This window comes from Phyllobacterium chamaecytisi (genome assembly GCF_020164455.1).
Taxonomy (GTDB): domain Bacteria; phylum Pseudomonadota; class Alphaproteobacteria; order Rhizobiales; family Rhizobiaceae; genus Phyllobacterium; species Phyllobacterium chamaecytisi.
The window spans coordinates 153,227-174,995 of sequence record NZ_JAIQWW010000015.1 but is presented as its reverse complement, the minus strand read 5'-3'; the positions used below and the strand labels follow the sequence as shown (position 1 = coordinate 174,995).

At 56.9% G+C, this 21,769-nt stretch carries 20 protein-coding genes; 12 read left to right on the top strand and 8 right to left on the bottom strand.

What is annotated here, in order from left to right; translation table 11 throughout:
• The first annotated feature begins 322 nt into the window (after positions 1-322).
• Both aceA and LB462_RS21535 read left to right on the top strand, forming a co-directional pair.
• The gene (aceA, locus tag LB462_RS21540) at positions 323-1,612 is read left to right on the top strand and encodes an isocitrate lyase (RefSeq protein ID WP_114428277.1); all 1,290 of its coding nucleotides are present in this window, start codon (positions 323-325) and stop codon (positions 1,610-1,612) included.
• A 27-nt stretch (positions 1,613-1,639) separates the two neighbouring features.
• Positions 1,640-1,873: an SMc00767 family acetate metabolism repressor gene (locus tag LB462_RS21535; RefSeq protein WP_100000043.1), complete on the top strand. Its 234-nt coding sequence runs from the start codon at positions 1,640-1,642 to the stop codon at positions 1,871-1,873.
• 200 nt (positions 1,874-2,073) lie between these two features.
• On the opposite strand, the gene LB462_RS21530 is transcribed toward LB462_RS21535, so the two are convergent.
• The gene (locus tag LB462_RS21530; RefSeq protein ID WP_224512253.1) at positions 2,074-2,319 is read right to left on the bottom strand and encodes a hypothetical protein; all 246 of its coding nucleotides are present in this window, start codon (positions 2,317-2,319) and stop codon (positions 2,074-2,076) included.
• Positions 2,320-3,173: 854 nt separating this feature from the next.
• On the opposite strand from LB462_RS21530, the gene LB462_RS21525 reads away from it, so the two are divergent.
• From LB462_RS21525 to LB462_RS21510, 4 genes are all read left to right on the top strand, one after another.
• Entirely contained in the window at positions 3,174-3,893 is a 720-nt protein-coding gene (locus LB462_RS21525; protein WP_224512251.1) for a Crp/Fnr family transcriptional regulator, read from the top strand.
• A gap of 113 nt (positions 3,894-4,006) precedes the next feature.
• Positions 4,007-5,434, top strand: a complete 1,428-nt coding sequence (locus LB462_RS21520; protein ID WP_224512250.1) for a glutamine synthetase family protein — start codon at positions 4,007-4,009, stop codon at positions 5,432-5,434.
• 194 nt (positions 5,435-5,628) lie between these two features.
• Entirely contained in the window at positions 5,629-6,915 is a 1,287-nt protein-coding gene (locus LB462_RS21515) for an NAD(P)/FAD-dependent oxidoreductase (protein ID WP_224512240.1), read from the top strand.
• 222 nt (positions 6,916-7,137) lie between these two features.
• Entirely contained in the window at positions 7,138-8,280 is a 1,143-nt protein-coding gene (locus LB462_RS21510) for a calcium-binding protein (protein ID WP_224512238.1), read from the top strand.
• 62 nt (positions 8,281-8,342) lie between these two features.
• On the opposite strand, the gene LB462_RS21505 is transcribed toward LB462_RS21510, so the two are convergent.
• On the bottom strand, positions 8,343-9,467 hold the full coding sequence (locus LB462_RS21505) for a beta-ketoacyl-ACP synthase III (protein ID WP_224512236.1): 1,125 nt from the start codon (positions 9,465-9,467) through the stop codon (positions 8,343-8,345).
• Positions 9,468-10,094: 627 nt separating this feature from the next.
• Between LB462_RS21505 and LB462_RS21500 the strand changes: the two genes are divergently transcribed.
• Positions 10,095-11,693: an inorganic phosphate transporter gene (locus LB462_RS21500; RefSeq protein ID WP_224512235.1), complete on the top strand. Its 1,599-nt coding sequence runs from the start codon at positions 10,095-10,097 to the stop codon at positions 11,691-11,693.
• A 45-nt stretch (positions 11,694-11,738) separates the two neighbouring features.
• Here the strand turns inward: LB462_RS21500 and LB462_RS21495 are convergent, their stop codons facing one another.
• The 5 genes from LB462_RS21495 to LB462_RS21475 all read right to left on the bottom strand — a co-directional run bounded on the left by LB462_RS21495 (position 11,739) and on the right by LB462_RS21475 (position 15,831).
• Positions 11,739-12,140: a type II toxin-antitoxin system VapC family toxin gene (locus tag LB462_RS21495; RefSeq protein WP_224512233.1), complete on the bottom strand. Its 402-nt coding sequence runs from the start codon at positions 12,138-12,140 to the stop codon at positions 11,739-11,741.
• Positions 12,137-12,367, bottom strand: a complete 231-nt coding sequence (locus LB462_RS21490) for a type II toxin-antitoxin system Phd/YefM family antitoxin (protein WP_224512231.1) — start codon at positions 12,365-12,367, stop codon at positions 12,137-12,139. Before LB462_RS21490 ends, LB462_RS21495 begins: the two co-directional genes overlap by 4 nt.
• A 242-nt stretch (positions 12,368-12,609) precedes the next feature.
• On the bottom strand, positions 12,610-13,452 hold the full coding sequence (locus tag LB462_RS21485; RefSeq protein ID WP_224512228.1) for an oxidoreductase: 843 nt from the start codon (positions 13,450-13,452) through the stop codon (positions 12,610-12,612).
• A gap of 123 nt (positions 13,453-13,575) precedes the next feature.
• Entirely contained in the window at positions 13,576-14,325 is a 750-nt protein-coding gene (locus tag LB462_RS21480; RefSeq protein WP_224512226.1) for an SDR family oxidoreductase, read from the bottom strand.
• 30 nt (positions 14,326-14,355) lie between these two features.
• Positions 14,356-15,831 carry an aldehyde dehydrogenase family protein gene (locus tag LB462_RS21475; RefSeq protein WP_224512224.1) on the bottom strand — a complete coding sequence of 492 codons (1,476 nt, stop codon included), beginning with the start codon at positions 15,829-15,831 and terminating at the stop codon, positions 14,356-14,358.
• A 141-nt stretch (positions 15,832-15,972) separates the two neighbouring features.
• Between LB462_RS21475 and zwf the strand changes: the two genes are divergently transcribed.
• The 5 genes from zwf to LB462_RS21450 all read left to right on the top strand — a co-directional run bounded on the left by zwf (position 15,973) and on the right by LB462_RS21450 (position 20,787).
• On the top strand, positions 15,973-17,445 hold the full coding sequence (zwf, locus tag LB462_RS21470; RefSeq protein ID WP_224512221.1) for a glucose-6-phosphate dehydrogenase: 1,473 nt from the start codon (positions 15,973-15,975) through the stop codon (positions 17,443-17,445).
• Positions 17,446-17,456: 11 nt separating this feature from the next.
• Positions 17,457-18,161, top strand: coding sequence for a 6-phosphogluconolactonase (pgl, locus tag LB462_RS21465; protein ID WP_224512219.1), 705 nt, complete (start codon positions 17,457-17,459; stop codon positions 18,159-18,161).
• Positions 18,162-18,228: 67 nt separating this feature from the next.
• Positions 18,229-20,055, top strand: a complete 1,827-nt coding sequence (gene edd, locus LB462_RS21460; protein WP_224512217.1) for a phosphogluconate dehydratase — start codon at positions 18,229-18,231, stop codon at positions 20,053-20,055.
• Positions 20,056-20,113: 58 nt separating this feature from the next.
• Positions 20,114-20,356: a type II toxin-antitoxin system VapB family antitoxin gene (locus LB462_RS21455; protein WP_224512215.1), complete on the top strand. Its 243-nt coding sequence runs from the start codon at positions 20,114-20,116 to the stop codon at positions 20,354-20,356.
• Complete coding sequence (locus LB462_RS21450) at positions 20,356-20,787, top strand: type II toxin-antitoxin system VapC family toxin (RefSeq protein WP_224512212.1); 432 nt, start codon at positions 20,356-20,358, stop codon at positions 20,785-20,787. Before LB462_RS21455 ends, LB462_RS21450 begins: the two co-directional genes overlap by 1 nt.
• Here LB462_RS21450 and LB462_RS21445 read toward each other — a convergent pair.
• Positions 20,781-21,743: a GlxA family transcriptional regulator gene (locus tag LB462_RS21445; RefSeq protein ID WP_112526107.1), complete on the bottom strand. Its 963-nt coding sequence runs from the start codon at positions 21,741-21,743 to the stop codon at positions 20,781-20,783. The genes LB462_RS21450 and LB462_RS21445 overlap by 7 nt on opposite strands.
• Between the last annotated feature and the right edge of the window lie 26 nt (positions 21,744-21,769).

The window sequence follows — 21,769 nt, the reverse complement described above, 5'->3', positions numbered from 1 at the left end:
TCGGGTCAAGCCCGAGGATGACGGAGAGGTGAGTGCTGAATGAAAACCCTTAAACGGCGGAGCTACACAAGCATGAGGCATACAGACTCCCGACCTTGACAGGAATTTACACATCGTTGGTTTAATCAGAATATTACAAAATTTACAAATTTACAAATCGGATTTGTCAAACACACAACAGGATAACTCGATAAATCCATCGAAATACCCGATATTTCTGGATCATATCGCGCTGCAATGTAAATCTAGTCATATCAACGCGGTCGTCAAACTTCACTATCAGACAGGCTGCGGCGGGATAAAACTCTTTGTGGAGATAATAATGACTGATTTTTACAACCTTGTACCAAACGCACCGGAGGGCCGCTATGACGGTATCGAACGCCCCTATACACCTGACGATGTCCAGCGCCTCAGAGGCTCGGTTCAGATCAAGCATACTCTCGCTGAGAACGGTGCCAACCGGCTCTGGAAGCTCATCCACGAAGAGGGTTTCGTCAATGCGCTGGGTGCTCTCTCGGGCAATCAGGCTATGCAGATGGTTCGCGCAGGTCTTAAGGCAATCTATCTTTCCGGATGGCAGGTGGCTGCAGACGCAAACACAGCTTCAGCCATGTATCCTGACCAGTCGCTCTACCCGGCAAATGCGGCGCCGGAACTGGCCAAGCGCATAAACAAGACGCTGCAGCGCGCCGACCAGATCGAGACGGCGGAGGGCAAGGGCCTTTCGGTCGAGACCTGGTTTGCACCGATCGTTGCCGATGCGGAAGCAGGATTCGGCGGGCCGCTCAACGCCTTCGAGATAATGAAGGCCTTCATCGAAGCTGGTGCTGCTGGTGTCCATTACGAAGACCAGCTCGCATCGGAAAAGAAGTGCGGCCATCTTGGTGGCAAGGTTCTGATCCCGACGGCGGCGCATATCCGAAACCTCAACGCCGCGCGGCTTGCCGCCGACGTCATGGGAACGCCGACACTGGTCATTGCCCGCACCGATGCGGAGGCTGCCAAGCTCTTGACATCGGACATCGATGAACGCGATCAGCCGTTCGTCGACTACGACGCCGGACGGACGACCGAGGGCTTCTATCAGGTCAAGAACGGACTAGAGCCTTGCATTGCCCGGGCCATCGCCTATGCACCGCACTGCGACATGATCTGGTGCGAGACCTCGAAGCCAGACCTTGAGCAGGCCAAGCGCTTTGCCGAAGGTGTGCGCAAGGAGCATCCGAACAAGCTGCTCGCCTATAATTGCTCGCCTTCCTTCAACTGGAAGAAGCATCTGGACGAGGCGACAATCGCCAAGTTCCAGCGCGAGCTCGGGGCGATGGGCTACAAGTTCCAGTTCATCACGCTGGCGGGCTTCCATCAGCTCAACTTCGGCATGTTCGAACTCGCCCGCGGTTACAAGGACCGGCAGATGTCGGCCTATTCGGAACTGCAGGAAGCTGAGTTTGCCGCCGAGACCAATGGTTATACGGCGACCAAGCACCAGCGCGAAGTCGGCACCGGCTATTTCGATGCGGTTTCGCTGGCAATCACCGGCGGCAAGTCATCGACGACGGCAATGAAGGAATCGACCGAGACGGCACAGTTCCGCCCGGCTGCAGAGTAAAACAACAAAACGCCAAGGAGAAAAATCATGGCACCGCAGACACGCGTCAAGGAACGGGCCGAGGAGCAATCATCGGCCATGAATACAGACCAGCAGGCTGTCATTCGTATGGTCGCCAATGATCTGCATCGCCTCAACCAATCCGTCATGAAGGCGGTGGACGCCGGTGTGTCCGTGGAACTGGTCCGTTCCGCCCGTCACCATGGCGGCGACGGCAACTGGGGCGATCTTCTTATCCCGGTTGTTGTGACAAGGCAGTAATTTCGCCCGTGGCCTTCTCTGGCTTCGGTCTGGGGCCAGCACGGCGCGCAGGACCGCTCGCAAGCAATTGCGGGCGGTTTTTGGGCTAAGTCGCAAAAGTGCGTGGTTCGATTTGCCATCGAACCACGCACCGGATGACTGGAGCTGTCTGACCCCACAGCGAACGAAGGAAATTCGCTTCAAACCATCCAATCACCTGCTCAGTTCAAGAAGAGGCGTTTTATATTCTTGGTTGACGCAGGCGTTCGATCCATGTGCTGGTCCGCCGCATAGGCAAGGGCAAGGCCAACAATGGCTCGAGTGGTTTCATTCGTTGACCATCCTGCTACTCCCGCCTCGCTCGCAAGCGTATCGATCGCACGCCGGAACTCTGCTCCCAGGGCCATCTGACAATCGAAGCTCCGGCTCGGATAGTCGGTCGGACGCATCGGTCTCTGGATACGCATGTTCTCCTCCCTATGCCATGCACGAACTCTCGGGAAATGCGACAGACACCAAATTGTCTAGTGGCACCTGAGAAGCCTCAAATGCATGCGCTCGCGCCTATTTGCCTTACGCAGAGCGTACTTCCCAACCAGCGTCCTCTCGGTCAGCACAGAAACCAAAAACTTCGGATTGTGCTCCTCAACATCCGAACCTGATTGCCCGACGTAGCGCTTTTGGCAAAGAGGTAGAATGTTATCCCCCGCAAAATAGTATACGTGATTCATTCAAGTCTTCCCCTCCAGAAAGAGCTAAACAAATTTATCAATACAATAGTTATTTCAGATTACGGAAATATATACTGCAAATTTTGTCTGTCAATGGACAAACGTTTTTTGAAATAAAACTTTACCTAAAGGATATACCAACACTGATAAACGTTTGTGCGCGTCAATTTTTATTGACCGTCTGCGAAGTTAGGCATTGCTTGCGACAATCGGCTTCGATCAAAATTCGTACTCTGCTGCTCGTTTTTCCACTTTCCAGTGCTGCGAACGGCATGAGGGCGCATGAACATGGCCACGTCATCCCTTTAGTTTTCGTATCCAAAAATATGCGCCATAACTTTCCCTCTTTCACCCACCGGAAATGATTCAAAGTATCGATTAGAGTCTTCCAATGTAAAGCAATCCTTTATATATTTTGAAATTTGTGTCATAATACAATCCAGAGAAAATATAACCGATTATTCGGTCAAATAATGACAGACAATTCTACGATTGTCCATTAGCGGACAATGCATTGTGTCATTTTTTTATTTCGATATTTATAGCATTTCATCACGCAGGATTCTCTGTTCCCGCGAGAAGGGACGAGGATGTCAGCTTCACAATTTGCGTTTGAGAACAAGCTTCTCAGGCATATGCGCGCGAACGATTTTGAACTGCTGGCTCCGCATCTCGAAGCACGGAAGTTGCCGTTGAGGCACGTGATCGAGAAATCACAAACGCCCGTCACCGACGTCTACTTTCTTGAAACAGGCCTTGCCTCGATCGTCTCAAGAATGCCCGGTGGCCGCGACATCGAAGTGGGCGTGTCCGGCAGTGAGGGGATGACGGGTTCCTCGGTTGTTCTTGGCGGGATGCAATCGCCGCACGACAGCTACATCCAAGTAGCTGGTGTCGGCTACAGTATCGCTACTGTAGATCTTCAACGCGCCATGGAAACAAGCACTCCGCTGCGCAACTACCTGCTCCTCTATGTCCAAACCATGATCATCCAGACGGCCTCGACCGCATTGGCGAATAGTCAGGCGGACGTCTCATCCAGAATGGCTCGTTGGCTCCTGATGGTGCATGACCGCACCCACGGTCCAGACATTGTGCTGACGCACGAATTCCTGTCGGTCATGCTTGGAGTGCGGCGGCCATGGGTGACGGAAACCTTGCATGTCCTCGAAGACAAACGGTTGATCCGGGCAAAGCGAGGACAGATAACCATTGTCGATCGTACCGGGCTTATGGCCGAGGCCAATGGTTTCTACGGGGTAGCCGAGGCAGAATACAGACGGCTTCTCGGGATAAGCCTCGCCCGCTAGAGCCTTTCATGCCTGATAGAAACGAGTGGAGTGTGACAATTTTCTCGTCCCCGCCTCCCATCGCGTCATATTTTGTTCTATCATTTTGCCATCGCAACGAATTCTGGTGATTGATGCCTTCCGAAACCCCTGAAAAAAAGCCCGCGCGGACCCGGCGGCGTACGCCCGCCTATGTCAAAGCCACGCGCGGTGTGAAGAACTGGCGCGAAGCTTCCGAGTGGCTGGCCTGGCGGGATATCGAGGACATCGAATGCATTACCCCGGATCAAGCCGGTGTGGCGCGCGGCAAAATGATGCCGTCGAAGAAATTCACATCCAATACCTCGCTGGCGCTGCCTTCCGCCGTATTCATGGCGACGATCTCGGGTTCCTATCCGGAAGATGGGCATGGATTCTCCTATCCTGAGGATGACGGCGATCTGAAGCTGATGCCGGATCTCTCCACGCTCTCCGAAGTACCGTGGGAAAGCGATCCGACGGCGCAGGTCATTTGTGATCTCGTCAACAAGGACGGGGAAGCGGTGGAATTTACCCCGCGCAACGTATTGAAACGGGTTATGGCCGCTTATGCCAAGAAGGGCCTGAAGGCGGTCGTCGCGCCGGAAATCGAATTCTACCTCGTCAAGAAAAACCCCGATCCGGATTATCCCCTGACCCCGCCTGTCGGACGCTCTGGCCGGGCGATCGGCGGCGGACAAGGCTATTCCATCGCTGGCGTCAACGAGTTCGACGAACTCATCGACGATATCTATCATTTCTCCGAAAGTCAGGGGCTCGAGATCGACACGCTGATCCATGAGGAAGGCGCAGCGCAGCTGGAAATCAATTTGCGGCACGGCGATCCGATCGAGCTTGCCGATCAGGTGTTCCTGTTCAAACGCACCATCCGTGAAGCCGCATTGAAGCATGACATGTATGCGACGTTCATGGCGAAGCCTATACAAGGCCAGCCGGGTTCCGCGATGCATATCCACCAGTCGATCATCGACAAGAAAACCGGGCGCAATGTTTTCTCCAATCCGGATGGAACGGAAAGCCCGGCGTTCCGGCATTTTATCGGCGGCATGCAGAAGCATGTCCCGGCCTCGCTGGTGATGTTTGCGCCCTACGTGAATTCGTACCGGCGGCTGACACCGGCGGCCTCTGCGCCCGTCAACGTTAAATGGGGCTACGACAACCGTACCACGGCATTTCGCGTACCGCGCTCGGATCCTGCGGCGCGACGTGTCGAAAACCGTATCCCCTCCTCCGATGCCAACCCTTATCTGGCACTGGCGGCATCGCTCGCCTGCGGATTGATCGGCATGAACAACAAGATCGAGCCGGACGAGCCTGCCTCCACGACCGTCAACGACAATCTGATCGAATTGCCGCGCGGGTTGATCGAGGCGACGATCCTGTTCGAGCAGGACAGGGAACTGGTGGCCATGCTCGGCGAATCCTTCGCAATCACCTACGCCGCAATCAAACGCGCCGAGTTCGAGACCTTCATGGAGGTCATCAGCCCGTGGGAACGCGAGTTCTTGCTGCTGAATGTGTGATCCGGAAGAGGATACTTTTTGCGGCACAACTGCTGTGCGTGGTTCGACAAGCTCACCATGAGGGAGATAGTTGATTGCAAGCGGCCAAGTTCTGCAAGGTTGGTGATTGCTTGCAGTCCACCACCTCCCTCATGGTGAGCTTGTCGAACCACGCACAGCAGTTGCGCAGTAGATCAATGTAGAAGTTTGCAAATATGCCCTACCAATCACCAATTTCCCCCGGCATCTCCTGGTACGAGACTGCGGTCGATGACCGAACCGAATATCCGGCGCTGGATGGATCGCGCAACGCCGATGTCGTCATCATCGGAGGCGGCTTTACCGGCCTCTCCGCTGCCGTGCACCTGGCGTCGGCAGGTGTCGACGTGGTCTTGCTCGAGGCCTGGCGCTTCGGCGATGGCGCATCGGGGCGCAATGGCGGCCAGCTCGGTACCGGCCAGCGCGCCTGGGCGGAAGAACTCGAGGCGCAATATGGTTTCACGCGCGCCAAGGCGCTCTTCGATCTTGCCGAGGAAGCGAAGACCCATCTCTTGCAATTTGCCGAGACGCACAAGATCGACATCGAATATGTGCCGGGACAAATGTCCGTGGTGCACAAGAAGCGCTACCTGAAGGACTATCGGGCGCATGCGGAACTGATGGCGGAACGCTTCGGCTATCCGCATATCCATTATATGGACGCCGCGGAAACCGCGGAACGCCTTGGTTCGACGCGCTATCTCGGCGGAACATATGACAAGGGCACCGGCCATATCCAGCCGATGAAGCTGGTCGTCGGCACAGCAAAGGCGGCGGCGCAGGCCGGTGCGCATCTCTACGAGAACAGCAAGGTCACGGGGATCAAATCCGAAAATGGCCGCGTGACCGTTACGACGCCTTTCGGCAACGTGACGGCGGCGAAGTGCCTGATCGCCGTCAATGCCTATGGCGGAAATCTCGAACCAATCAGCGCTTCGCATGTGATGCCGATCCGCTCGTTCATCGGCGCGACGGTGCCGCTCGGGCCAGACAGTCCGGTGCTGCCGGGCGGCGAAAGCGTCGACGATTCGCGTTTCGTCGTGCGCTATTTTCGCCGCTCCAGGGATGGCCGGCTGCTGTTTGGCGGGCGCGAGGCCTATACGGCCGACAACCCGCTCGACATCAGCACACATATCCGCCGCCAGATCGCCGAGATTTACCCGGCGCTCGCCGATATCGAAATCACCCAGGCCTGGGGCGGTTCGGTGGGCATTACCCTGCCGCGTCAGCCATTTGTGCGCGAGGTCATGCCGAACGTGATTTCGGCCGGGGGCTATTCCGGCCACGGGGTGATGCTGTCGAACTTCGTCGGCAAGCTCTATGCCGAGACCATCGCCGGCAACCGCGACCGCCTGAAGCTGCTGGAGGAGCTGAAAGTCCCTGCCTTCCCGGGTGGGCGCACCTTCCGGGCGCCGCTGTTGTTTCTGGCGCTTAGCTGGTACGCGCTGGTCGATAGAATCTAGACTTCCACAAATAAAAAATCCAAAAATTCTTACGTCTAAGTATATGTTTTCTGTAATTATTCTGGATTATTCGTTAGATATTACGGATTATACTTTGATGTAACTAAATATAGGTATAGACTGTTATACTGCGACTGTGGGGTTCAAGGCCCCATAACGGTTGACCGCCCCGCAGCCCGAGAGGGCAGCGCTTGCCCTCTCACCAACGGGGAGGATTTAATTATGGCAACATTATCGCAATTTTACAGAAATATCCTGAATGTAGGCAGCGCGACGCTGCAAGAGGGTACAAACGTCAATGATCCACTACCAGTATGGACGCTGCCGCTAGGCGCCCAACACTATTACAACGGGCTGGATGGAAACGACACTATCACCAACCTCCTCCCGCTGGCCGGAAACAGTTATATCGAAGGCGGCAAGGGCGCTGATACCCTAACCGGCGGTCTTCTCACCGAGGATACGGTTGGATATCTGAACTCACAGTTTGCTGTCAACGTCACACTGACTGCCGCCGGAGGCATCACACTCAATGCTCAGAGCGGCGATGCCGTCGGCGACATAACTGCAGCTGGCTTCGAAAATCTCGTGGGATCCATGGGCGACGATTTTCTGAGAGGCAATTCATTCTCAAACAAAATTCTCGGCATGGGTGGTATCGACAGCATCAGCGGCAATGGCGGCGACGACTGGCTGTATGGTGGTGATGGTTCTGATCAGCTGAATGGCGGTGATGGCAATGACCAACTCTATGGTGAAAATGGCAATGACATCATATCTGGCAATGCCGGCAACGACATATTCGATGGCGGCCTTGGCAACGACACCATGCATGGCGGCGACGGCGATGACGTCTTTATCGTCGGGGCAGGTAACAATACCGACGGCAAAGATTATTTCCGCGGCCAGAGCGGCATTGACACGGTGGACTACTCAGCCAGCACTGGCCCCGACGGCATAGAAGTCAGGCTCGATTCAGAACCAGGTGAAGATGGCTTAGGCTATTACGATGCAGCCGGAGACAGATACGAGAGTATCGAAAACGTTGTTGGTTCTGCGCGCAACGATGACATCTGGGGCGGCAGTTCGATCAATACGATGTGGGGAGGCGCCGGGCGAGACAGATACCGCTATGAGGAACTTGCCAATCTCAATGGTGACGTTGTGCGTGATTTGAACACCGAAGAGGGGGATGTCATCAAACTGGAGGGTATAAGAGATCCCCAAATTACTGAACTCAGGAATGTGCCAGGACACTATGCGGACTTTACGGTTGAAGCTGGTAGTCAGTCAGGCACCATCAGAGTTTATTATACACCTCAGGTGGTGGGCTTTCCCGACGTGGATACCGTGTTTGGCTTATAGTTTTCGGCCGAAAGCCTGCCTCTAGCGAAGGAGGGCAATGGATTTGCCCTCCTTCGATCATCCTAAACCTTCCGCACAATAACACTGCCCACCGAATACCCCGCGCCGAACGAGCAGATGACGCCGAGGCTGCCCGGAGCCAGATCATCGGAATATTTCGAGAAGGCGATGATCGAACCGGCGGATGACGTATTGGCATAATCCTGCAGGATGTTCGGTTGTTCGCCGGGTTCCGGCTCGCGGCCAAGCACCTTGACGCCGATCAGGTCATTCATGCCCTTGTTGGCCTGGTGCAACCAGAGCCGCGACAGGTGGGCGGGCGCGATATTCTCGTCGGCGAGGTGGGTGAGAATAAGGTCGGAGACGATCGGCACCACCTGCTTGAATACCTTGCGGCCCTCCTGCTTGAACAGCATGTCGCGGCGGTCGGCCATGTGGCCTTCGCGCGTGCGGCGCAGAAAGCCGTTATTGTTGCGGATATTGTTGGAGAATTGCGTCAGGCAGCGGGTCGATACGATCTCGAAACGGTCCTTCGCGGTGGCCAGATCATCGCGCTCGAGCAGCACGGCGGTGCAGACATCGCCAAAGATGAAATGGCAATCGCGATCGCGCCATTCGAGATGCGCGGAGCAAATCTCTGGATTGACCATGAGGATCGCGCGGGCCGAGCCGGAGCGGATCATGTCGGCAGCGGCCTGGATGCCGAAGGTGGCCGACGAGCAGGCAACATTCATGTCGAAGCCGAAGCCTTCGATGCCGAGCGCCTGCTGCACCTCGATGGCGATGGCCGGATAGGGGCGCTCGTGATTGGAAGCGGCGCAGATCACGGCATCTACATCCGACACATCCCGCCCGGCTTTGGCGAGGGCAAGGCTGGCGGCATGTACGGCCATCTGCGCCATGACGGACAGGTCCTCGTCTGCGCGCTCGGGCAGGACCGGGTGCATGATCTCCGGATCGAGGATGCCGGATTTATTGAGGACATAGCGGTTTTCAATACCGGACGCGCGGACGATGAAATCCTCCGCTGACATGGTTATCGGCGCGCGTGTTCCTGCGGCGATCTCGTCGGCGTAGAGCTCGTTCTGCCGTGTGGCATAGGTGTTGAACGCCTCCACCAGCTCGGCATTGCTGATGGACTGTTCCGGCGTGAAAACGCCCGTACCGCTGATGACGACTTTATGCATGGCGCTTCCAAAATTTTGTGTTTGAAAAGCGATAGAGTTTCCGCGCGTTTCGCGCAAGTTGTGCCGTTAGGTTTGAAGCTCTCCGCATTTTCAACGAGGCTCCCATAGTAGAGCCCTCGCTCAGTCCTTCATAAGGAACTACCCTCCCCGTCATCCTCGTCCTCGGGTTAAACCCGAGGATGACCCGAGGACCCATGACTAAGGTGCTCCTGATTTCCATTGGCACAACGCAAGAAGCGCGTCATTAAAAATTCTAGATCTCTGGAACGCTCCACAGCAGTGGAACCCGTAGTGCTCCTTTGCCGTGGGTCCTCGGGTCATCCTCGGGTTTAACCCGAGGACGAGGATGACGGAGGTGGGGTCCGTCATGGCGGAGGAGTAGGTGGTCTACGACGAAGGTAGTCCGAATTGAGCCTCGTCTTGTCATCAAGGGTTCATGTGAGGGTCATAGCCTTTCCCCGTTAGAGCCCGTTTGGAAACCCTGCTGCGGCGGTCATCTAACGCGATTTTCTGCGCTTCCGGTGCTCACGTACTTAAGTACGCTGCGCTCCGGTTCTCGAAAACCACGCCACATGCCTCGCCGCAGCGAGTTTCCAAACGGGCTCTTAACCATTTGGGGATCTGGTCATGACGGTAAACGCAACTGATGCCAGTCTGCGCGCAGAGCATCCACTCGACAAACCAAGCAGTCTCGGTCAATGGCCGAATTATGCTGTCGTTGCCATCCTCCTCGCCGGGCTTGTCTATGTCGGTTATTCCCTCACCAATGAGTTGACCAGCTCAGTCGCGGTGCCGTGGATACTTCTCGGTCTGGCGCTGCTCATCGCGCTCGGCTTCGAATTCGTCAATGGCTTCCACGACACGGCAAACGCCGTGGCGACGGTGATTTATACCAATTCGCTGCCCGCCGAACTTGCCGTGATCTGGTCCGGGTTCTTCAATTTCCTCGGCGTGATGACGGCGAGCGGCGCTGTTGCTTTCGGTATCATTTCGCTGCTGCCGGTGGAGCTGATCATGCAGGTCGGCTCCAGCGCCGGTCTCGCGATGGTGTTCTCGCTGCTGATCGCTGCGATCCTGTGGAACCTCGGCACCTGGTATCTGGGCATTCCTTCCTCAAGTTCGCATACGCTGGTCGGATCGATCGTCGGTGTGGGCCTTGCCAACCAGTTTCTCGCTCCGGCGGGCACCGTGACGAGTGGCGTCGACTGGTCCAAGGCGACCGAAGTCGGCATGTCCCTTTTAATATCGCCGCTCGTTGGTTTTGGCGTCGCTGCGTTGCTTCTGCTGGTCATGAAAGTTCTCGTCAAAAGCAAAGCGCTTTATGAGGCACCGAAGGGCAGTACGCCGCCGCCCTTGTGGATCCGGGCCCTGCTCATCTTCACCTGCACAGGCGTTTCCTTTGCCCATGGCTCGAACGACGGCCAGAAGGGCATGGGGCTGATCATGCTGATCCTGATCGGCGTCGTTCCGACCGCCTTTGCCCTGAACCGCACGCCGGACGTCAATTATCTTGAGGCCTATAAGGCCGCTTCGACCGCGGCGAGCACGGCGTTGCACAAGTACGCCAAGCCGGAAATTGCGGTTACCGATGCCCGCGAGGTGGTCAACAATGCAGTTCGCACCAAGACATGGAACGACGAGATGTCCGCAGCATTGCCGCGCTTTATCGATGAGACGAGCGCGTCGATCTCGCCCTACGGTTCGGCTGCCAATGTGCCAAACGGTATGGTCAGCAACACGCGCAATGACATGTATTTGATCGGCGAGGCGCTGAAACTGGTCGAGAAACAGAAGCCCCTGCCGCTGCAGGATGCGGAAATGACAGCCGTGAAGTCCTATCACAAGGCTATCGACAACGCGACGAAGTTCATCCCGACATGGGTGAAGGTCGCCGTGGCACTGGCTCTCGGCCTTGGCACCATGGTCGGCTGGAAGCGTATCGTCGTCACCGTCGGTGAGAAGATCGGCAAGACGCACCTGACCTATGGACAAGGTGCATCGGCAGAACTTGTGGCGATGGGGACGATCTTTACTGCGGATAGCCTGGGCTTGCCGGTGAGTACAACACACATCCTGTCGTCGGGCGTTGCCGGTACGATGGTCGCCAACGGTTCAGGGCTGCAGATGTCAACCGTGCGAAACCTTGCCATGGCGTGGATCTTGACCTTGCCGGTCTCGATCGCGCTGTCGTTCACGCTGTTCCTGATCTTGCGGCATCTAATCTAGAAGCAGGCATTAGAACAAATTGGCCGGCTTTGCCGGCCATTTTTTTTACCATACTCGGCCAACCCAACCTTTGTAGTTGGCAAGTTCGTCGAATATCGTGTCGGCGGAGATCAATGGCAGTTCATGATTTATTGCTGTCGCAGCAAGCATCCGGTCGAACGGGTCGCGGTGAGCCCAGTCCATGGTACCGGCATTCAAACTGATCTCCGGAGTGAGCGTGGCAAGGCGACCATATTGCTCATCAAGGATGTGCGATAGGCTATTTAGATGAGGCTGCATCTCCGGCCATTTGCCGATGCGAACTTTCTGGGCGATTTCGAAAAAGCTGACTGGCGAAATAAATACAGCCTCTGCCTCTTCGATCATCGATAAATGTTTTGCTGGCAACAAATTGTCTTCAAGCAAAAACCAAGCCCATGCGTGGGTGTCAAGAAGGATTGATTTCACTCACGTCCTTCCCAAAGCGCCAACTCTTCTTCGGACATAGGTTCGAAGAAATCCGGCGCTGTCCCCGCGAGTTCCTTCAAGACCCCTACTTTGAAACGGCTCTTGGGAATCGGCACTATTTTGACGACAGGATTCTTGCCCTTGGCAATGATAACCTCTTCGCCAGCCAAGGCCGCGTCGATCAGTTTCGACAAATTGGTTTTGGCTGCGTGAACTGTAACCTGCATTGAAGTGCTCCATTAGCTAACTTAGCTAATACCATCGATTTTCGATTTCTACAATCGAAAGCTCACGCAGCCCGTCGTGACTTAGAGCCATTCCGTTTCTCTTCAAATCACGGAATGGCTCTAAGTTTGTTTCTACGCAATTCCGGACGGAAAACCGGTTCCCACTTTTCCTGGAATTGCTCTAGGTTTGTTTCTACGCAATTCCGGACGGAAAACCGGTTCCCACTTTTCCTGGAATTGCTCTAAGCGTCGGGGTAATCCGCACCCAGGGTCACCTTTTCCCACGCGCCGAAATCCTTCTGAAGGTCGGCAATCTTGGCGTGGGCGTTCTGGAATGCCTGTTTACCGAGCAGCAGGCGTAGCGGCGGATCCTTGGCTTCGACCGCCTGGATGATCGCCTTGGCCGCACGGACCGGATCACCCGGCTGATTGCCGCTGATGTTGCGGATCATCTCGGCGCGCTGACCAGACGTGGCGCGATAGTCTTCGATCGTATGTTTGGCTTCATTCGCCGAGCGGCCGGCCCAATCGGTGCGGAATGGACCTGGCTCGACGATAAGCACCTTGAGCCCGAGGGGCGCGATTTCCTTTGATAGGGCTTCCGACAGCGCTTCGACGGCGAATTTGGTCGCAGTGTAGAAACTGACAGCAGGGTTGGCCACCAACCCGCCTTGCGAGGAGATATTCACGACGGTGCCCGAGCGCTGTTTGCGCAGGGTCGGCAGGACTGCACGTGTCATATTTGCAAGACCCCAGACGTTGATCTCGAACATCTGCCGCACCTCTTCCATCTCGCTCTCCTCGAAGGAGGCGAAATAGCCGATGCCGGCATTGTTGACGAGTACGTCGATGCTTCCGAAGCGTTCTGTCGCGGCCTTGACGGCGTTTTCAATATCCTCAGGCTTGGTCACGTCGAGCTTCAGCAAAAGCGCATTGTCCTCATGGCCTTTGGCAATGTCTTCGATCTGTGAAACGTTGCGAGCGGTGACAACGGTCGGATAACCAAGCTCAAGCGTATGGCGCGCAAGTTCGCGGCCAAAGCCGGTTGAACAGCCAGTGATGAACCAGACAGGTTTCGATGTCATGTTTATGTCCTTGAAAGATGGGAGCGCCACGGGGGTCCGAGCGGGCCAGGGCAGCACAGGGGAAAATTTGGCTACACTGGTAATGTAGCTCACCTAGCCCATGTTTCAAGGTTTATCGTTCGATCAGATGCAGCGCCCGCCATCAACTTCCAGTGCAACGCCGGTAATAAAGTCGGCCTCGCTCGAGGCAAGCCACAACGCTGCATTGGCGACGTCGAGCGGTGTGGACAGGCGGCCAAGCGGAACCGTCGCCTTGAACTGCGCACGCTTTTCCGGCGTGTCTTCACCCATGAACAGGCCGAGCATCGGGGTTTCGCCCGCGACCGGGCACAGGCAATTGACCCGGATATTCTTCGGTGCAAGTTCGATCGCCATGGATTTGGTGGCGCTGATCGCCCAGCCCTTCGACGCATTGTACCAGGTGAGACCAGGCCGCGGGCGCAGGCCCGCCGTCGAGGCGGTTGTGATGATCGAGCCACCGCCCTGCCTTTCCATGATAGGCACCACGGCGAGCGCGGAATAGTAAATCGCTTTCATATTGACGCCGGTGATGAGATCGAACGTCGCCTCGTCAACGCCGAGCATCGAGCCATTGCGGTGGGTGAAGCCGGCATTGTTCACCATGATGTCGATCCGGCCAAACGCGTCCATCGCGGCCTGTACCATGACGTCCACCTCCTCCTTGCGCGTAACGTCGGCATGAACGGCAACGGAGGTCTTGCCAATGTCCGCGGCGACTTTCTCGGCGCCCACAAGGTTCAGATCAGCAACGACGACATTGGCCCCTTCCCCGGCGAAGCGCTTGGCCATTGCCTCGCCAAAGCCCGATGCTCCTCCGGTGATGATTGCTGTCTTGCCTGCCAAACGCTTCATGTCTTCTCCTCATACATGGTGGTGATTTGATCAATCGTGGCGGAAGATGATCGTCTTGGTCGCGGACATGTCGTAAAGGGCCTCGAAACCCTTTTCTCGACCATGACCGGATTTCTTGAAGCCGCCAAATGGCAGTTCGACGCCACCGCCCGCGCCGTAGGCATTGACGAAGACCTGTCCCGCACGCACGCGCTTGGCAACGCGATGCTGGCGCGCGCCATCTTTGGTCCAGATACCGGCTACGAGGCCATAGTCCGTGTGGTTGGCGAGCCTTATGGCCTCCTGCTCGTCGTCAAACGCGAACAGCGTGAGCACCGGGCCGAAAACCTCCTCCTGGGCGATAATGGCCGTCGGATCGACGGCACCGAACAGCACCGGTGCTACATAGTAGCCGGTGGCCGGGGCGTGGACGTCGATAGAACCTTGCGCAATGACATCGATGCCTGCTTCGGCAGCCAAAGCGATATAGTTTTCAACCCTGCGTTTCTGTGCCGGATTGATCATCGCCCCAAGGTCGAGATCGGCATCGTGCGGGCCGGCAACGAGCTTGTCAAAACGCTCGCCCAGCGCTGCAGCGACCTCATCGTAGATCGGACGCTCGATGAGAATGCGGCTGCCGGCCGAGCAGGTCTGCCCACCGTTCTGGATGATTGCATTGACGAGAACAGGGAGCGCCTTTTCGATATCCGCGTCGGCAAAGACAATCTGCGGTGACTTGCCGCCAAGCTCCATCGTAACGCCGCGATTGTTCGCGGCAGCGGCCTGTTGGATGGATGTCCCGGTTGCGGGAGAACCGGTGAATGTCACATAGTCAACACCGGGATGCGCTGACAAGGCTGCCCCTGCCTCGCGGCCATAGCCGGTGATGACATTGAGGACGCCATCCGGGAAACCCGCCTCGATGGCAAGTTCGCCGATACGGATCGTCGAGAGCGATGCGTCTTCGGCTGGCTTGATGACCAGTGTGTTGCCCATGGCAAGCGCCGCGCCAACCACGCGCGCCATAATCTGCATCGGGTAATTCCACGGAATGATCCCGGCAACGACGCCATGCGGTTCGCGCAGGGTCAGTGCCGTATAGCCATCGAGAAACGGGATCGTATCGCCATGGATCTTGTCGGCCGCACCGCCGTAGAACTCATAATAGCGCATGGCTGCGGCAACGTCCGCCCTGCCCTGGCGAATTGGCTTGCCGGTATCGCGCGATTCGAGCGCTGCAAGTTCATCACCGTGCTGCTCGATCAACTGGCCGAGCTTGGTCAAAAGCCTGCCGCGCTCGAAGGCTGGCATCCTTGACCAGGGACCATGATCGAAGGCCTCGCGCGCGGCGCGTATGGCACGATCCACATCATCGGCATCGCACCCCGGAATGGTAGCAAAGGCCAAGCCATCGGACGGACACAAAACAGTGATCGTTTCCTGGCTTAATGCGGCAACAGGTCTGCCATTTATGATATTCAGGAAATTCTTATCCTGTGCGACAACTCTGGATAGATTATGTACCATGATCACATCCCATTCGTTGCAAGCCTATTGGAAAGGATACGAATTGGAAATGCATTTTGACGCAGTTCGTGCTTCAGGACTGGCCATTTTAAATCGATTAGATTATACAACCCGCAAAGTCAGGCATAGCGAGACTCTCCCATGACAAGTCAGATTATCCCGGTTGATCCCTTTGATTGCATCGTGTTCGGAGGCACCGGCGACCTTGCCGAGCGCAAGCTGATCCCGGCGCTTTATCAACGCCAGCGCGGTGGCCAGCTTTCAGAACCGACCCGCATCATCGGCGCCTCCCGTTCGCCCATGTCAAACGACGACTACCGCAAGTTCGCGGAAAACGCGATCAAGGAATTCGTGAAGCCGACCGAATTCGACCAGAACCAGGTCGATCAGTTTCTGGCGCGTGTGTCCTATGTCGCGGTCGATGCCACCTCCGACAATGGCTGGGAGGAGCTGAAGGCTGAGATTGGCAATGATACCAAACACGTCCGCGCCTTTTATCTTGCCGTCAGTCCATCCCTCTTCGCCGACATCTCAAGCCGCCTGAAAAGCTACAAGCTGGTCCATGACCACACGCGCATTATCGTCGAGAAGCCGATTGGCCGCGACCTTCAGTCAGCCATCGCACTCAATGATACGATCGGCCACGTTTTTCACGAACAGCAGATTTTCCGCATCGATCATTATCTCGGCAAGGAGACTGTGCAGAACTTGATGGCGCTGCGCTTTGCCAACGCGCTGTATGAACCTCTTTGGAATTCGGCCCATATCGACCACGTGCAGATCACCGTTGCTGAATCTGTCGGGTTGGAAAATCGCGCTGGCTACTACGATACGGCGGGTGCACTTCGCGACATGGTGCAAAATCACATCATGCAGCTGCTCTGCCTCGTGGCGATGGAGCCGCCGGCATCGATGGATGCGGATGCGGTGCGCGACGAAAAGTTGAAGGTGCTGCGTTCGCTGAGCCCGATAACGTCGAAGAACGCCGACGGGCTTACTGTCCGCGGCCAATATCGGGCTGGCGCTTCTTCAGGCGGCGCAGTGAAGGGCTACATACAGGAGCTAGAACACCCCAGCAACACCGAAACATTCGTCGCCATCAAGGCCGAGATCGCCAACTGGCGCTGGGCCGGGGTGCCGTTTTATCTGCGTACGGGCAAGCGCCTGGCATCACGTGCTTCCGAAATCGTCGTGTCGTTCAAGCCAATCCCGCATTCGATCTTCGGTGAGAGTGCTGGCCGCGTTGTCGCCAACCAGCTCGTCATCCGCCTGCAGCCGGACGAGGGCGTCAAGCAGTGGATGATGATCAAGGACCCGGGCCCGGGCGGTATGCGCCTGCGTCACGTTCCTCTGGACATGACCTTTGCCGAATCCTTCGCTGCGCGTAGCCCCGACGCCTATGAACGGTTGATCATGGACGTGGTGCGCGGCAACCAGACGCTGTTCATGCGGCGCGATGAAGTGGTCGCAGCGTGGCAATGGGTGGACCCGATCCTGAGGGCATGGGCCGAAACCGAACAGCCACCGGCAGGCTATACTGCCGGCACGTGGGGTCCATCGGCGGCCATCGCGCTTATCGAACGCGACAACCGCACATGGCATGAACCTGAGTGAAATTTGATCCCATGACAGCAGATCCGAGATTGACCAGTTTTGCCGATGGCAATGCGCTTGCCGAAGCCCTCGCTTCGACCGTTGCGGCGCGTCTGGCGGACGCTGTGGAGGCACGCGGCAAGGCTGTGCTGGCCGTATCGGGCGGCACAACCCCTGCCCGGTTTTTCAAGGCGCTGTCACTCAAGGATTTGCCGTGGGACAAGATCACGATCACGCTGGTGGATGAGCGTTTCGTACCGCCGACCAGCGACCGTTCAAACCAGAAGCTGGTGACAGAAATGCTTCTGCAGAATCACGCGATCAAGGCCAGGTTTGTAGGCCTCTACAATCACGCGCCGAACGTCGAAGAAGGTGCTAAAATGGCAGGGCAAGCCATTGCGGGGATTGGACAGCCATTCGATGTCGTCATTCTCGGCATGGGCGGCGATGGTCATACCGCGTCGTTCTTTCCCGGCGGAGACCGATTGAGCGATGCGATATCGCCAGATCAGCCAGAGCTGGTGCTGCCGATGCATGCAGAAGGCGCAGGCGAGCCAAGGCTGACGCTGACACTGCCGGCAATCGTCAATGCACGCTTCGTGGCGCTGCATATTGAAGGCGCGGGCAAGCGTACGACCCTTGAGGCGGCTCTTGGACGTGGCGCGACAACCGACATGCCGATACGCGCGATATTGCGATACGAGCCGATTGAGCTCGAGATTTTCTGGGCTCCCTGAGGCTCGGAGCGTGTGATTGCCGGGAAGGCTCCCAAACTTCCGGGCAAACGCCATAAGGAGACATGAAATGACCGTCCTGCAACGGGTGAAAAGCATTACCCATCGCATCTGCGAACAGTCGAAGCCGACACGCGATGTCTATCTCGATCATCTTCGCGAAGCGGCATCGCGCAAGCCAAAGCGTTCGGCGCTCGCCTGCGCCAATCTCGCCCATGGGTTTGCAGCCTGCAGCCCTTCCGACAAGGCGGCGCTCGCTGGCGATGTCGTGCCGAACCTCGGCATCATCACCTCCTATAATGACATGCTTTCGGCGCACCAGCCCTTTGAGACCTATCCGAACCTGATCAAGGCCGCGGCGAAGGAAGCTGGCGGCGTAGCGCAGGTTGCGGGCGGCGTTCCCGCCATGTGTGATGGCGTGACGCAAGGCCAGCCCGGCATGGAGCTCTCGCTGTTTTCGCGCGACGTTATTGCCATGGCGACCGCCATCGGCCTGTCGCACGACATGTTCGACGCGGCAGTCTATCTCGGCGTCTGCGACAAGATCGTGCCGGGCCTCGTGATCGGCGCGCTTACCTTCGGCCATTTGCCGGCCGTGTTCATTCCCGCAGGCCCGATGACCACCGGCCTTCCCAATGACGAGAAGGCCAAGACGCGCCAGCTCTATGCGGAAGGCAAGGTCGGGCGCGAAGAACTGCTCGAATCCGAATCCAAGTCCTATCATGGGCCTGGCACCTGCACGTTTTACGGCACGGCCAATTCCAACCAGATGCTGATGGAGATAATGGGCCTGCACATGCCGGGTTCGTCGTTCATCAATCCGGGCACGCCCTTGCGCGACGCGCTGACGCGTGAAGCGGCGAAGCGGGCGCTTGCGATTACGGCACTTGGCAATGAATACACGCCGGTCGGGGAAATGATCGACGAACGCAGTATCGTCAATGGCGTTGTCGGTCTGCACGCCACGGGTGGCTCGACCAATCATACGATGCATCTCGTCGCCATGGCCGCCGCTGCCGGCATCAAGCTGACCTGGCAGGATATCTCTGACCTCTCAGACGTCGTGCCGTTGCTGGCGCGCGTTTACCCCAATGGTTTGGCCGACGTGAACCATTTTCATGCAGCTGGCGGCATGGGTTATATTATCCGCGAGTTGCTCGATGGCGGTCTTTTGCACGAAGACGTCAAGACCGTATGGGGCGGTTCGGAAGGTTTGCGCGCCTATACGATCGAGCCGAAGCTTGGTGAAAACGGCACTGTGTTGCGCGAGCCGGTCGCTGCGGAAAGCGCCGACAAGAAAGTTCTGTCGACCTGCAAGCAGCCATTCCAGGTGACAGGTGGTCTTAAGATGCTCAAGGGCAATCTCGGCACGGCGGTGATCAAGACATCAGCCGTGAAAGCCGACCGGCACATCATCGAAGCGCCAGCCATCGTCTTTGACAGCCAGGCAGCGCTGCAGGATGCCTTCAAGGCCGGGAAACTCGACCGCGACTTCGTTGCAATCGTGCGGTTCCAGGGGCCTCGCGCCAATGGCATGCCTGAACTGCACAAGCTCACGCCAGCGCTTGGCGTGCTGCAGGATCGCGGCCATATGGTTGCCCTGGTCACGGACGGGCGCATGTCCGGCGCGTCCGGCAAGGTTCCGGCGGCTATTCATGTGACGCCGGAAGCGCTCGATGGCGGCATCATCGGCAAGATCCGGGATGGCGATGTGGTTCGGCTCGATGCGGAGATCGGTACGCTCGATGTGCTGGAGGACCCGGAGGTTCTCGCAGCGCGTCCGACACCCGAGGTGGATATCAGCCACAACAGCTACGGCATGGGACGCGAACTCTTCGCGGCCTTCCGCAATGTTGTTGGGAAGGCGGAAAACGGGGCATCTGTTTTCGGACTTTAGTCGCATTGCGCTCGTGTGTAGACACTCCTATATTGGTGTCTACACACGAGGGTTTGTCATGCCACTGAATATTCGCAACGAGGAAGTGAACCAGCTCGCGGCAAAGCTGGCGGCTCGCAAACATATTACCAAAACTGAAGCCGTAAAACTTGCGCTGGAAAAGGAATTGCGGCTAACCGACAAGGAAGTCCCGCTTTTAGAGCGTATAAAAGTGATACAGGACAAGATAGCGGCCTACCCTGACAGGGAAGGTGTTGTCATCGACAAGGCATTTTTTGACGAACTCAGCGGCGATTATTAATGTTTGTTGATGCATCGGTTATGGTGGCTATCCTGCTGAAAGAGCCCGGGGCGGAAACGTATGCGGGGCACCTTGAAGATACAGACTCCCAGCTCATCACATCGGTTATAGCGGTATGGGAAACCACTGCTGCCCTCTTCGGCAAGAAGGGCATCGCCATGTCGCAAGCTCAATCGCTGGTAACAGCATTTATCAATGAAACGAGTATCGAGGTTGTTGCCATCTCAAATGACGACCTGTCATTCGCGTTACAAGCATTCGAGCGTTATGGGAGACACCAGTACCCAGCCGACAATCGCAATAGCGCGCTGAACCTTGCGGATTGCTTCCACTATGCCTCGGCAAAATCCCATCGAGCACCGATCCTGACCAAAGATGCCGGCTTTGCCCTCACCGATCTCGAAGCCATCGGCCCCGCCAAGGATCAATAGGTTGTGCGGCGCTCGTCGGAGGGTGAGCGGCCGAACTGCGCACGATAACTCTGGGCGAAATAGGAATGCGACGTGAAACCCGTCGCCAGCGCCACGTCCAGGATAGGCGAATGGGTCTGGCGCAACAGTTCACGCGCCCGCTCGAGGCGCAGGCTCATATAATAACGCCCCGGCGTCATGTTGAGATGGCGCAGGAACAACCGCTCCACCTGCCGGACCGACAGGCCAACGGCCTTGGCCAGTCGCACTGCGGATTTCGGTTGTTCGAGATTGTCCGCCATGAGCTCGACGATCTTGCGCAACTTTTCCGATTTGCCGGTGAGATCACGTTCGGGGCCGACACGCTGGCGGTCGGTCTGCGAGCGGATGCGTTCGTGATGGAACTGGTTCGCCACTTCATTGGCAAGCGCCGGGCTGAAGTCCTGCTTGATGATCTCCAGCATCAAATCTATCGAAGTCGTGCCTCCGGCGCACGTGTAGCGCTTTCGGTCGATTTCGAAGACATTGCCGGTGCACTCGATCTGTGGAAACCGCTCCTGAAAGCCGGCGCGATTTTCCCAGTGTATGGTGCAGCGATGACCTTCCAGCTGCCCCGCCTCCGCCAGAATGTAACTGCCTACATTCAGTCCGCCGAGCACGGCGCCGCGGCGTCCCAGGGTGCGCAAGGTGGCGATGACCTTGGCCTTGTCCTCAAACTCAGTCGTCATCCCGGCACAAATGAAGGTGATGTCGGCGCTGGGCAAATCCGCCAGCGCATATTGCACATTGATCTGCAGTCCATTCGAAGCTGTTACCGCTGCACCATTGGCGGAAACGGTAGTCCATGAATAGAACGCCTCCTCCGACATGCGGTTGGCCGTGCGCATGGTATCGATAGCCGCCGCGAGGCTGAACATCGGGAATCTGTCGACGAGCAGAAAGGCAAAGGTTCTGGTGACTTTGAGGGCTTCTGGCATGCGTTGTTCTAACCGGATTCCCTGTA